The following is a 13,518-nucleotide window of genomic DNA, read 5'->3' as shown; positions in this document are numbered from 1 at the left end:
GGTCCTCCTTTCGCGTTCTATTAGCCTACAACCTTAACGGTCTCTTTGATAGCAACAAGTCCCTTCTTAGGTCCTGGGATAGCGCCCTTAACAAGAATAAGGTTCTTGTCAGCGTCTACTCTTACAACCTCAAGATTCTGAACTGTTACCTTAACACTGCCCATGTGACCAGGCATTCCCTTGCCCTTGAATACGCGGCTAGGATCTGAACTTGAACCATTAGAACCCTGATGACGGTGGAACTTGGAACCGTGTGCCATAGGTCCTCTGTGCTGACCATTCTTCTTAATAGCACCCTGGAATCCTTTTCCCTTTGAAACTGCTGTAGCGTCAATCTTGTCGCCTTCTGCGAAGATATCAGCCTTGATCTCAGCGCCAAGTGCATAATCAGCAGCATTCTCGAACTTGAACTCTCTTACATATCTCTTGCAAGAAACTCCAGCCTTCTTGAAATGTCCCTGCTCAGCCTTAGTTGCGCCGTGGCGATGGTAGATTGTCTTGTTACCATTCTTGTCCTTGTTAACAACCTTTTCCTTCTTGTCAACAAATCCAACCTGAACTGCGCTGTAACCATCATTCTCAACTGTCTTGATCTGAGTTACTACGCATGGTCCTGCCTGAAGAACAGTTACAGGAACCAGTGAACCATCTTCTTTGAAGATCTGGGTCATTCCGACCTTAGTAGCTAAAATAGCTTTCTTCATGTGTTTTTACCTCCTTATTACGTCTACAGCGGATGCTTACTTCATTCGCAATGTCGTCAATTGTCTGATGACAATTCTCCAGTTATCACGGCATCATGCGTCTCGCATCATACTAGTAGAGGTCAATTGATTGTTACGTGTATTATTTCATCTTAATATTGATGTTTACACCAGCTGGCATCTCGAGTCTCTGAAGAGCCTCAACTGTCTTGGATGTAGGTGTGATGATATCGATAAGTCTCTTGTGTGTTCTCTGCTCGAACTGTTCTCTGGAATCTTTGTACTTGTGAACCGCTCTTAAGATAGTAACAACTTCCTTCTTAGTAGGAAGAGGCACTGGTCCACTTACCTGAGATCCGTTCTTCTTGACTGTCTCGATAATCTTCTTGGCAGATGCATCAACGAGCTGATGATCATAAGCCTTAAGTGTAATTCTCATTACCTGATTTGCCATAAAAAAAGTCGCCTCCTTTTCGCACTTTTTGATCTAAGTACGACAAGCGGTGACTGTACACTCTCCCGTGTGTGTCCTAACCCTTAACACAAAGTAAGGCTTAAAACTACTACCACGTCGTTTCTGCCTGATCGGCAGACTCAAAATTGTCTGTACAGTGACTTGTCGTCAGTTTGTTTGGCCTGTATATATGGCCTCTAGACATTCGCTCCACGGAAAACCTGCTTAACTGGATAAAGCAGCAACCTCACGCTTCATAGCTATCATGTCACAGCGTTTGTTAGTATAAAACATAATTTGTGCAAATGCAACAAGTTTTTAAAAATTAATCACTTTTAATATAAAATCAGCCTTTTTCGACTGTTTTACTTGATGTATTTTAATCTTTTTGTGTTTTAAGATACCATAAAACACATACTGTAGTACAATACACAGTGCATTTTCACCAAATGGCCGTTTTATATTATCATTAATATATAGAAGAAGCCATTATCATAAGGTAAAATATCAATTAATAAAGAATAACGAGGAAACATTATGTGGATTGCAGATAATTGGAAAGACTATGAAGTAATAGATACCTCTTCAGGCGAGAAGCTCGAGCGCTGGGGAGACTATATGCTGATCCGTCCAGACCCCCAGGTAATCTGGAACACGGACAAGAATCATTTCGGATGGAAAAAACCTAACGGCCATTACCACCGCAGCAGCAAGGGCGGAGGTGAGTGGGAGTTCCACAATCTCCCGGAGGAGTGGACCATAGGATACAGGGATCTTACCTTTAACCTTAAGCCATTCTCATTCAAGCACACAGGTATCTTTCCCGAGCAGGCAACAAACTGGGATTGGTTTTCTTCATTAATTAAGGAAGCTAATCGTCCAATCAAAGTTCTTAACCTCTTCGCCTACACAGGCGGTGCTACAGTATCAGCTGCCAAGGCTGGCGCAAGTGTTACTCACGTTGACGCCTCCAAGGGTATGGTAGGCTGGGCAAAAGAGAATGCGGCTTCCTCAGGTCTTGCTGACGCTCCTATAAGATATCTCGTAGATGACTGCAATAAGTTTGTACAAAGGGAAATAAGAAGAGGTAATAAGTACGATGCCATTATCATGGATCCTCCTTCCTACGGAAGAGGACCAAAGGGCGAGATCTGGAAGATCGAGGAATCAGTATTCCCATTCATCCAGCTGACAAGTCAGCTGCTTTCAGATGATCCTCTTTTCTTCCTAATTAATTCATACACAACCGGACTTCAGCCAGCAGTTCTTTCCTACATGCTGCACACAGTCCTTGACCCGATCCATAAGGGCACAGTCGAAGCCCAGGAAATTGGTCTTCCGGTAAAAAATAACGGCCTCGTACTCCCCTGCGGAGCAAGCGGCAGATGGACTGCAAAATAATTACTTTCAAACAAAAAAAATCGATGCGTCACTCCGACGCATCGATTTTTTCTCTAATTTGTTGCATTCTCATGTCTATCTGATTGATAAGGTCTGCACTGAATTTAAGATCTTCAGTAATGACCTCAGCATTCTCGATATCTTTTTTGTACTTCATCTTATGTTCGAGACTTGCCCAGAAATCCATGGCGATGGTTCTGAACTGAACCTCAACCTTCATGTATTCCTTGATATCTGTAAGGAATATCGGTACCTCTATAATAAGATGTAGTGATCTGTATCCACTGTCTTTGGGACTTGAGATATAATCCTTCTTTTGAAGAACCCTGATATCGTCCTGCTGAGCAAGACAATTGGCAAGCATATAGATATCATCCACAAAGGAACAGATAACTCTGATACCTGCGATATCTGAAAGATTCTTGTTGATATTGTCTACCGTCATATCTACACCCTTGTCACAGAGCTTGTTGTAGATGCTGACAGGTGTCTTTATTCTCATCTTGATAGCCTCAAAAGGATTTCTCTTATTACGAAGAGAAAGCTCTTTATTGAGTACATCAAGTTTGGTCCTTACTTCTGACAAAGCACAATCATACTTCATCATAAGGAGCTGAAAGTCCTCAAGCTGATGTTTCTTACGAAGGATCTTCTCAACATCCGCCTGGGTGACATCTTCTGGATTATAGTTGTCTGCCCCGCCCTGCAATGGTGTAAGGTGCACTTTAGAGTAGTCAAGATGGTCCACTGCCATAACCCCATTTCCTTTCTATTGTACTAAATTTATTGTAACCCCTAGCCTTGAAACTTCTGTGAACAAACTATTAATAATAAAGAAAATTCCGCAGAGTAACTGAATACTCTGCGGAATTCCTCCTCATAAAAAACCCTTCATCCCCTTAAAGAAAAATGAGTTTTTCAAAAAATTATTTAGCTTCCGCTAGTCTGTCCGGGAGATCAGCCAGTGAAACTACGCTGTAATCAAGTTCTGTTCTTGGTCCAGCAAGGAGCTTAAACTTGTTGAGAAGTCTTCTGTATACAGTCTTGCAGCTCTCCTTGTTGGTGCCTACCAAAAGCAGCAGATACTGTGATGCTGAGTACTTACAATATGTATCACCCTGACGAAGTGTCAGAGATATTGCTTCCTGTAATAGCTTTGCCCTTGTCTCGAGCTTAGCCTGGTTGGAAATCTTTTTTCCCTCATAATCAACTATGTTAAGAAGCATCATGTAAACTGACTGTCCGCTTCTCTCCATGTTGCGGCTGAGGATATGGTAAGCATCGATAAAGCTTGGGAATGAGCAGTCATATGCTCCGTCGTCGTTGTCTGAAACAGCTCCTCTGTGCTCGAGGATGCCATCTCTGATCTGAAGGATCTTGCCAGGTACATTAGTGATCTGGCGGCTCATCTTGTCGTAACACTCAAGCAGGTCATTACTTGGTGTAACTCCAAGCTCGTCTGTGTAATATCTTACGGTCTCATCGTATACTGCGTAGGCTTCCTTGAAAGCTTCCATTCCGATAAGTGCATTGATCTCTCCGATCTGCCACTCATCATCTGGATAGAGCTCTGCAGCCTTCTTGTATACGTGTTGCATTGACTCGTAATCTTTTTTATCTTCATAGTAGCTGCCAAGTGCAACTACGCTCTCTGCATACATCTTCTGAAGCTGAACGCTCTGAATAATGAGCCATTCTGCTGTGGCAAGCTCTGGAAGGAGCTCTGATCTGTACTCGTCAAAGGCTGCCTTGTAAAATGGAATGCTCTCTGCATCGCTTCCTGCAGCTCTTGCCTTGGCGATGTTCTCTTTAAACCTTAAAACATCTGAATCGAGAATTACTTCCTCGTCTGTGAAAAAGACTCCATCCTTGTTTACTACATAATCCCTTGGTGGAAGTCCGGCTCTGTCCATCTGCTTGTGCATCTGATAGATCAGGTTGTTGAAACTGTTTGAAAGATTGGACTGCTCCTCTCTGTCATAAAGAATACCAGTAAGCTGATCCTTCTGAATTCCTGCATCACCTGCAAGCCAAACTATTTCCAAAAGCTGAATATATTTAGCGGTCTTGTTCTTGCCGATCGAAACATTTTTCCCCTCATAATTGATCGCAAGCCCACCAAACATATTTACTTGTAGTATAGTCTTTTCTGTGTTCCCCATACTATCTACCCCTATCGGTTTATCTGTTTACTGCCTGTTTCATATTACCTATATAATTGCAAACGCTGTAACTGTCGCTGCCACCGTCCTTGCCTTCAGTTCTGAAGTTAGACCATTTGCAGCACCAACACTCCTTCATTGGAACCAGCGCCCCGTCGTCAGGCTCATAATGCTCGCAGTAATAGTCCTCTCTGACTATCATAAGGCCTGCGGCATCGTACCTTATTTCTTCCATTTTTTTCTCCCACTTATTACTTCGTAAAATCATTTCTGTGATTGTAATATAACATGAAACAATTTTCCTATGATGGGATATGTCGTGAACAGTCTTTTTTTTGTCGCAGTTTGTAAACTATGATTGATTCTATGATAAAAAAAATGACCGTAAATTGATTACGGTCAAATTTTCGCTCCATTCTTAACGATTTTAGAGAGTTTTAAGGTTTGTTTATCTATTATTAATAAATCAGCCTTCTTGCCTGTTTCGATGGATCCATATCTGTCATCAACACCTATACAACGGGCTGGATTGATGGTGCAACTGTCTAAAACATCCTCGATTGGGATATTCATCTCAAGGACAGCTGTCCTGAATACGTCGTAGAGGTTGGATACTGATCCTGCGATGGTTCCGTCGGACTTAAGCCTGCAGAACTTGCCTTCCTTGACAACATCAAGGCCTCCCAGTGTGTAGTCACCGTCCACCATTCCTGTTCCCTGGGCGCTGTCACTGATAAGGATGATCCTCTCTCTGCCCATCATCTTGTAGGCTGCTCTTGCTGCCCCTGGGTGGATGTGAACTCCATCAAGGATCATCTCGCAGGTAACGCTGTCATAGTTAGCTGCTGCCCCCACAACTCCAGGTGATCTGTGGTTTAGTCCTGTCATGGCGTTAAAGAGATGCACCACATGCGAAGCCCCCGCCTCTATGGCACCTGCTGCCGTCTCGTAGTCGCTTCCTGTGTGGGCCAGTGATACCTTGATCTTGCCCTTAACAGCCTGTATGTATTCCCTGAATCCCGGGTTAACCTCCGGGGCAAGGCCTATTATCTTAACAAGTCCCTTGGAGCTATCCACAAACCTGTCTACTATAGCAGGGTCGCACTCCATGATGTAGGCTTCGTTCTGGGCGCCCTTCTTTTCTCTGCTGATGAAAGGTCCCTCCATGTTAAAGCCAACAAGGTCAGCTCCATCCGGGTGATCGCTCATAGCGTACTCAGCACCAAGGCTCAGCACCTTACAAAGCTCATCAACGGGAAGTGTCAGTGTCGCAGGGCACATGGCAGTAATGCCGTTTTGCAGCTCATATTTGCCAATTCTCTCATAGGCTTCCAGTGTGCCATCACACACATCCGCTCCCATTGCTCCGTGGAAATGAATGTCCACAAACCCTGGAACCACGTAGCATCCGGATGCATCAAGCACTTCGCCATCGTCGCACCCCTCTGCTATAAGCCCGTCCTTAACATAGATATCTCTTTTGGAAAAGAGCCTGTCAACACCGTAAACTTCACCACCAGTAATCTTCATAGCTAATCACCTCAGGAATTTATTTCTATATTCTCCGGCACTCATCCCCGCGTACTTCTTGAACACCCTTGAGAAATGGGCAGTATCAGCAAAGCCCACTCTCTCAGAGATATCCGCGATATGAAGGGATGAATCCTCCATAAGTTTCTTGGCATTTTCTATTCTAACTTCATTTAGCACATCTGAAAAGCTCTTGCCCGTGCTGTTTAAAAGCTTACTAAGATGCCAGTGACTCACATACACCTTCTCTGCCACGTCCGTAAGCTGGAGCTTCTCTTTGTAGTGCTGCTCGATGTATGAGATAGCCTGCTTCACCACGAAGTTGTTGGCACTCTCATTGTCAGGTAAAGTCTCTTTTTCCTGGGCCTGTCCTATCTCTTCAAGCCTTTTGGTAAGGCTCTCCATGGCCTCGTCAAGTTCCTTCATCTTGGAGGGCTTAACAAGGTAGCGGAACACACCAAGGTTAAGGGCAGTCCTTGCGTAGTCAAAGTCCCTGTATCCCGTTAGGATCACGATCTGCATGTCGCTGTGCTCAGACCGTAGCGCTGCGATCATGGTAAGGCCGTCCATACCAGGCATTCTGATATCGGTAAAAAGAATGTCCGGCTGAAATTTCTCGGTCATCTCCAGTCCCTCTTTTCCAGAGGAAGCTGTGCCAACCACCACGCAGTTATATTTTTCCCAGTCGACGATCTTCCTAAGGCCCTCAACGATTACGGGCTCATCGTCCACGATCAAGACTTTGTACATCTGTTATCCCTTTACTGCACCTGCTGTCATCCCTTTAATTATATACTTCTGCAGGAAAATATACACCACAATTACCGGTATAATTACCAGAGTAACTGCTGAAGCCATAAGGCCGTAGTTGGTTCCCTCTTTTGAGGTCAGCTCGTTAAGGAGCCTTGTGATAGCCTGCATCTCAGGTCGACGCAGGAAGAACATCTGTGTAAACAGGTCGTTGTAGCTCCAGAGAAAAGAGAAAATGGCAACCGTTACAAATGACGGCTTCCCTAAAGGTACCACGATCCTGAAAAAGATCTGAGGAATTGAGCAGCCTTCGAGATGAGCTGCTTCTTCAAGTTCCAGCGGAAGTGACTGCACATAGCCCATAAGCACGATAATGGCAAAGCTGATATTACCTGCTATTTGTGGCAGGATAACTGATACCATGTTCAGTATCCAGCTGGAGGTGTTGGTGATGTGCCAGCCTGTCTCCATGGTGTACACAGGGATGATGGTCGAGAATACTGGAAACATCATAGCTGCAATGACCATAGTGTGGCAGAATTTCTTTAATTTAAAATCAAATCTCACAAGAGCAAAGGACGCAAGGCCAGCCAGCATCATAACTCCCAGGGTAACGCATGCGGAGATAAAGATACTGTTCACATAAGCATGGAGGATGTCCAGCCTGTCAAAGGCTCTCTTGTAGTTAGCCAGGGTAAAGAGATCTCCCACTGGCAGTGCAAAACTGTTGTTAAGGATCTTGTCCTTGGCCTTGAAGGAGTTCTCCAAAACCCAGAACAGCGGATATATGGTAGTTGCTGCCCATGCTCCCAAAATGATGTAAAGAACAGCAAGGCCCAGTTTATTTCTCTTCATATCAGAAATCCTCGCTTTCTTTAAACACCTTCCTGGTGAAGCGGCTAAGCAGTACACCAAGGACAACTATAAGTACCGCTAAGGTTGCACCGTAGTCAACGTTCTTGGCCTCCATGGTCTGATAGTACATGTAGGTTCCTGTAAGGAAGGTCTCCTTAAGAGGCATTCCCTTGGGGAACATGGTCCATGGAAGATCGAATACCTTAAGGGCTCCTGTTACGCCAAGAGTTAGACATGTGCAGATAACGTTTCTAAGAAGCGGGATCGAGATATAGATAACCCTCTGGAATCTTGTGGCTCCGTCGATGGCAGCAGACTCGTACAGCTCCTGAGAGATGTTGTTAAGTCCCGTCTCCAGGATTACAAAGTAAAATCCCACATACTGCCACACAACAGGAAGCATCATGGTGAAGATCGCAAGCTTCTCGCCCTTCCAGTCCGTAAGCGTGGTCTTTCCAAAGAGCTCAAGGAACTGATTTAACATTCCCTTATCATAAAGGAATATAAGGTTAAACAGAAGTCCCAGTGCTGTAGCTGAGATAACGATGGGGAAGAAGTACACTGTCCTGAAGAACTGTGTTCCCTTCTCAATGTTATCAACAAGCAGCGCCAGCAAAAGAGCTATTCCCACCTGTCCAACGATGGTTGCGACTATCATAAGCACCGTGTTCTTAAGTGATGTCCAGACCACCGGATCTGTCACCAGCTTGACGTAGTTATCGTAAAAAGGCTCATTCCACTTGGTGCCATAGGTTCCAAGATTCTTGATCTGCCTGAAGCTCCCATATATGTTTACAAGAAATGGATAGTATAGATAGACCACAAGAAAAAGAAATGCAGGCACAAGAAAGAACAGAACGTATTTTTTGTTCCTGTATATATTAGACATATCCTAACCCCTCTTAAAATTCGACCGGCAAATACAAGCTGTATTGCCGGCCGAAATGTAACCCCTCATTGGATCCGCAACAAGTGCATTACAATGCGCCTTGCTATCTGCGAATTACTGAGCATTATAAACGTCGATACCTTCCTGAACTGCATCTGCTGCTGATACGTTGCCAACAACGATGTCAGGCATTCCATCAAATGTAGATACTCTGCAGTCTCCGTTGAAGAGATCCTGTACAGCGCCTGTAAGGGATGTAACACCACTCATCATGTCCATAGCCTTAACCTGAAGGGCATTGAACTGAGTCTCGTCTACCTTAGGTGCGTTCTTAAGAGCTGAAGCTGTGTGCTGTGCAAATATAGGAACTACTTCGTCACTTGTCATGTACTCAACAAAGCTAACTGCTGCTGCCTTCTTGTCAGGATCTTCCCAAGCCTTGGTTGTGATGTAGTAACCCATTGAAAGACCACCTACAAGGTCTGTTGTCTTTCTGTTGCCCTTTCCAGGGAAGTAAGTTACATCAAAGTGGCTTAATTTGTCAGCGTCGATTGTGCTTGGATCGTCAGGATCTGACTGGCATGAACCAACAATACCGCCAACCTTCCATGAACCATCAAGAAGGAATGCTGCCTTGTCGTCTGTGAACATAGCGAATGTCTCATCGTCAGTAGCTGAAAGTGTGTTATCTGGGAAGTATCCAGCCTCATAGAGAGTCTTGATATCCTCAAGTCCTGCTACCCACTGAGAACCTGTTGCATCATCTGCTGCTCCAGGGATATTTAAGTGATCAGCAGGTGTCTGCTGATTGTAGATTGCGAACTCCCACCAGTAGTGAGGAATATTGCCGAGTGCTGCTGCGATTGGAGCATAGCCTGCATCCTTGATCTTCTGGCAGTCTGCAAGGAACTGATCCCATGTGTAATCAGCGCCTGGCATTGCAACGCCAGCATCCTCTAAAACCTTGGTGTTAACGAACATTGCTTCCCAGTATCCATTAACAGGAACTGCATACTTAACGCCATCTGCTGGAGATGCTGCGATAAGATCGTCGTTCATGTTTGATGCGTACTCAGGGAACTCTGCTCTGATATCGTCGATTGAAACAACCTTGCCAGCGTTTACGAAATCGTTGGCATCTGCTCCGTTAAAGAAGAACAGAACGTCAGGCTCTGAACCTGTCTCAAAGTCTGTGATAATTCTTGTCTTGAATGTCTCGTCAGATGTAGCTGATGTATCGCTGACTGTGTTACCTGTAGCTGCCTCCCAGCCTGCTACTGCGTTCTTGTAGTTCTGGGCATTACTGTCCTCACCTGCAAAAGTAGTTGTTACTGTGATCTCTACAGGGCCAGTTGCCTCTGCTGCAGGAGCTGCCTCCGAAGCCTCAGGTGCCTCGCTCTCAGTAGCTGCTGGAGTCTCTGCTGGAGCCTCAGCTGCTGGTGCGCTTCCACAACCAAACAATGTAGAAGCAAGTGTCGCTGCCATAAGGAGCGCTGTCAGTTTTTTCATTTTCATACAATCTCCCTTCTGCACGGGTAACCCCCACGTGCAAATACCTTCGTTTTTTCTTGATTCTAGAATAACCTGACAGCTCCATTAATCAGATTGCTGAAATTGTTAATTCTTGACAAATATAGTGCTGATTGTATTTCCTTGTCCATCGGGCTCGATCGTAAGGTGGCTCTCGCCTCCGTAGATCATCTTAAGTCGCCTGTTGACGTTTCTTATGCCAATTCTTGTGGAGCGCTCCTCCATTGGCCTTATATCAATATCGTCAGTCAGTAGCTCTTTTATCTTGGCCATATCCTCTTCGGAAGGCTCCCCAGGATTGATGATCATTATCTTCATGTCCACCTTGTCTCCGTCCCTGGTTCCCTCTATCTTAAGGGATATCTGTCTCCTGTCATCTCCGGTGTTGCCATACTCTACGGCGTTCTCGATGACCGGCTGAATGATGAGGCGCGGAACCCTCACCGAAAGAAGGGCCGGGTCTATGATCTCCTCGTGGGTGAACCTCTCCTGATACCTGCACTCTATTATGTAGAGATAGGCATTTACGTACTCCATCTCCTCTTCAAGGGTGATGAGGGACTGCCTGTTCCTGTCCATGGTGGCGCTCATCATAACTGACAGAGCCTCGATCATGCTGCTAACCTTCTCTTCACCGTGCATCCTGGCTTCCCAGTTGATAATCTCCAGAGTGTTATTCAAAAAGTGAGGATTGATCTGGGACTGCAGCGCATGGATGTTGGCGTCCCTAAGGGCGATCTCCTCGACAAATATCTTGTTGAATTGCTCTGAGAGCTTGTCGCTCATCTTGTTGAAGTTCCTGGACAGATCTGTGATCTCGCCGTTCTCTTCCCTAACCTTTGCCGTTACACCGTAGTTGCCGTCAGCAATCTGCTTGGATACGTCCGTAAGCTCAGAGATTGGGGCTGTGATCTTTCTGTTAAAGAAGTACATGACCATAAAGATAAGCGGGATCAGGAACACCAGAAGGATACAGAAGGTAACGGTGATTGTCCTCTTTTCCAGGTTCACAGCTGTGGCGTCGTAGGACACGGCGTAGTTAAAGCTTCCGTCGACGCTCTTTTTAGAGCACAGGACCATCTCTTTTCCCGCGATGCTCTTCATGACAACTTCGTCGTTCCTTGCGGCCTGGTCAATTGTTTCCGGAACATCTCCCTCGCTCCAGAGCTGCTGCCCCTCGAAGGAGACGCTCATACCCCGGTACTCCCAGACACTCTTTATGCTCTCAAAGACTTCCTCCGGGTTCAGCTCCATGATAAGGACCGCATATCTCTTAAATCCCCTACCCATGAGGTTTCTGATCATATACACATGACCGCCCATGGAAAAGAACTCTGTGCGGGTATCAAGTTCCTCGGACAGCTCTATAGCCTTTCCCTGAACCTGGTCCTTGAAAAACCTGATCCTTGATACACTTCCCCTTCCGGTGGTATTACCTGTGTAGTAGATAGTATCGGGCTCATCCACGAAAATAAGGGCCGTGATATCAAAGCTAGGATTATATTTGTACTGCGCTGAAAGGAAATTCGTGACGTCGTTATAGAGTCTGCCTGAGTCCCCACTGCTCTGGTACTCCGCCCAGGCATCTCCTATATACGGAAGATAAGACGCGTCCTTGGATGCATCTATACAGTCAGAAAGGCGGAGGATACTGATCTCCGCCGCCTTTTCCATTGATGTTGTGATTATGCGCTCACTCTGGCGATCGATCCTGCCAGATACCACCAACAGAAACAGCAGCACTATAGCTGTAAGGGGAACAAACCACCCTATCGCCATGAGCCTTAGCATCTGCCATTTCAGTGTGTTTCTGCGCTTCATTGCTCTACCTCTAACCCCAAGAAATCTCTAAAGATCCTGCAGATATCCTCCGCCAGATCATGGTCATCCATCTCGCAAAAGATTCGAAGAAGGGGCTCAGTGCCGGAAAACCTTGCGCACACCCATCCTCCATTTTTAAAGTATACCTTACAACCATCCATATAGGAAGTCCTTTGGATCTCTATGGGGAACTCAGGAAGGAGCTTGTCCTCCATGAGGATCTTTTTGTATTCAGGCTTCTTAGCTGCCTTAAAGGTGAAGTTCTTTTCCACCATATAGAAGGTGCCAAATTCCTGCCTTATATCGTCGTAGATCTCAGATATCCTGCGACCTGTAACTGCAAGCATCTCTACCAAAAGAGCTGCTGCATAAACACCATCTTTTCCATTTATATGGCCTCTTACAGTAAGACCACCTGAGGACTCGCCGCCGATAAGTGCATCGTGCTCTGTGATGCCTGCTGAGATGTGCTTAAATCCTACAGGGACTTCGTAGCATTCTTCCCCGAAACGCTCAGCGATCCGGTCCAGCATATGAGTGGTACAAAGGTTTCTTACCACCGGGCCGTGCTCTTTTCTGTACTTAACAAGATAGTAGTACAACAGCACCAGTATATCGTTAGGAGAAAGATATCTTCCCTTGTCGTCCACAACTCCGATCCTGTCGGCATCTCCATCTGTGGCGATTCCGATGTCGCAGTGGTAGTCCTTGACGCAGGTCATAAGCGGTGACATGGCTCCTTCGTTTGGAGCAGGGAGCTTGCCTCCAAAGAGAGTGTCGTGTCGGCTGTGGATGGTCTCCATCTCGCATCTCGCTGTAAGAAGGATGGTCTTGATGGCGGTCTCGCTAACGCCGTACATTGGATCAAGAGCAACCCTAAGGCCTGCTGCCTTGATGGCTTCTACATTTACCCTGTCCAGGATATTGTCGATGTATTCGTTTATAGGATAGAACTCGATGATAAGGCCCTGGGCCTTGGCATCCTCATAGTCCATGCTCTTAACGGGAAGAGCCACATCCTCGATGTAGCGCTCCACATCTGCAGTGACGGTCTCATCCGCATCCCTTCCTTCTCTTGTAAAGAGCTTGATGCCGTTGTAAATGGCCGGGTTGTGGCTTGCTGTAACCATCATTCCATAGGGAAGGTCGTGCTTCATAACGTAGAACATAACAAGGGGCGTAGGGCTTGACTTGTTTATAAGGCTGGCCTTGATGCCATTAGCTGCAAACACCACCGCAGCCCACTGCATGGCTTCCTTTGATAAAAACCTTCTGTCGTACCCAAGGACTATTCCATATTCCTCCAGGTGCTCCGCCTTCATCTTGGAGGCCATAGCCTGGGATAATATCTGCACGTTTTCCTTGGTGAACTCATCGCCGATAACTGCTCGCCATCCACCTGTTCCAAATCTGATCATCTCT

At 45.8% G+C, this 13,518-nt stretch carries 13 protein-coding genes; 1 reads left to right on the top strand and 12 read right to left on the bottom strand.

What is annotated here, in order from left to right:
- Positions 1 to 20: 20 nt before the first annotated feature.
- Entirely contained in the window at positions 21 to 704 is a 684-nt protein-coding gene (rplC, locus tag D6855_RS07855; RefSeq protein WP_120739731.1) for a 50S ribosomal protein L3, read from the bottom strand.
- A gap of 142 nt (positions 705 to 846) precedes the next feature.
- The gene (rpsJ, locus tag D6855_RS07850; protein WP_013279995.1) at positions 847 to 1,158 is read right to left on the bottom strand and encodes a 30S ribosomal protein S10; all 312 of its coding nucleotides are present in this window, start codon (positions 1,156 to 1,158) and stop codon (positions 847 to 849) included.
- 537 nt (positions 1,159 to 1,695) lie between these two features.
- On the opposite strand from rpsJ, the gene D6855_RS07845 reads away from it, so the two are divergent.
- On the top strand, positions 1,696 to 2,559 hold the full coding sequence (locus tag D6855_RS07845; protein ID WP_120739729.1) for a class I SAM-dependent methyltransferase: 864 nt from the start codon (positions 1,696 to 1,698) through the stop codon (positions 2,557 to 2,559).
- Between the two features lie 28 nt (positions 2,560 to 2,587).
- Here D6855_RS07845 and D6855_RS07840 read toward each other — a convergent pair whose 3' ends face one another.
- From D6855_RS07840 to D6855_RS07795, 10 genes are all read right to left on the bottom strand, one after another.
- A complete protein-coding gene (locus D6855_RS07840) occupies positions 2,588 to 3,313 on the bottom strand; it encodes a GTP pyrophosphokinase (RefSeq protein ID WP_120739727.1) in 726 nt (241 codons plus the stop codon).
- Between the two features lie 172 nt (positions 3,314 to 3,485).
- Complete coding sequence (locus D6855_RS07835) at positions 3,486 to 4,721, bottom strand: AfsR/SARP family transcriptional regulator (protein WP_120739725.1); 1,236 nt, start codon at positions 4,719 to 4,721, stop codon at positions 3,486 to 3,488.
- A gap of 19 nt (positions 4,722 to 4,740) precedes the next feature.
- On the bottom strand, positions 4,741 to 4,956 hold the full coding sequence (locus D6855_RS07830) for a hypothetical protein (RefSeq protein ID WP_120739723.1): 216 nt from the start codon (positions 4,954 to 4,956) through the stop codon (positions 4,741 to 4,743).
- A gap of 164 nt (positions 4,957 to 5,120) precedes the next feature.
- Positions 5,121 to 6,251: an N-acetylglucosamine-6-phosphate deacetylase gene (gene nagA / locus D6855_RS07825; RefSeq protein ID WP_120739721.1), complete on the bottom strand. Its 1,131-nt coding sequence runs from the start codon at positions 6,249 to 6,251 to the stop codon at positions 5,121 to 5,123.
- A gap of 6 nt (positions 6,252 to 6,257) precedes the next feature.
- Positions 6,258 to 7,001, bottom strand: a complete 744-nt coding sequence (locus D6855_RS07820) for a response regulator transcription factor (RefSeq protein WP_120739719.1) — start codon at positions 6,999 to 7,001, stop codon at positions 6,258 to 6,260.
- 3 nt (positions 7,002 to 7,004) lie between these two features.
- On the bottom strand, positions 7,005 to 7,856 hold the full coding sequence (locus tag D6855_RS07815) for a carbohydrate ABC transporter permease (RefSeq protein ID WP_120739717.1): 852 nt from the start codon (positions 7,854 to 7,856) through the stop codon (positions 7,005 to 7,007).
- A 1-nt stretch (position 7,857) separates the two neighbouring features.
- Positions 7,858 to 8,745: a carbohydrate ABC transporter permease gene (locus D6855_RS07810; RefSeq protein ID WP_120739715.1), complete on the bottom strand. Its 888-nt coding sequence runs from the start codon at positions 8,743 to 8,745 to the stop codon at positions 7,858 to 7,860.
- Positions 8,746 to 8,859: 114 nt separating this feature from the next.
- Entirely contained in the window at positions 8,860 to 10,254 is a 1,395-nt protein-coding gene (locus tag D6855_RS07805) for an ABC transporter substrate-binding protein (RefSeq protein ID WP_120739849.1), read from the bottom strand.
- 108 nt (positions 10,255 to 10,362) lie between these two features.
- Positions 10,363 to 12,096 carry a sensor histidine kinase gene (locus tag D6855_RS07800; protein WP_120739713.1) on the bottom strand — a complete coding sequence of 578 codons (1,734 nt, stop codon included), beginning with the start codon at positions 12,094 to 12,096 and terminating at the stop codon, positions 10,363 to 10,365.
- Positions 12,093 to 13,514 (bottom strand): phosphoglucomutase/phosphomannomutase family protein, encoded by a 1,422-nt coding sequence (locus D6855_RS07795; RefSeq protein ID WP_120739711.1) that lies wholly within the window; start codon positions 13,512 to 13,514, stop codon positions 12,093 to 12,095. Before D6855_RS07795 ends, D6855_RS07800 begins: the two co-directional genes overlap by 4 nt.
- Between the last annotated feature and the right edge of the window lie 4 nt (positions 13,515 to 13,518).

Origin of the sequence: Butyrivibrio sp. CB08, assembly GCF_003625485.1 — a bacterium.
Taxonomy (GTDB): Bacteria; Bacillota; Clostridia; order Lachnospirales; family Lachnospiraceae; genus Butyrivibrio.
Note: the sequence above shows the minus strand (reverse complement) of the source record. Positions and strands in the feature narration are given on the sequence as shown.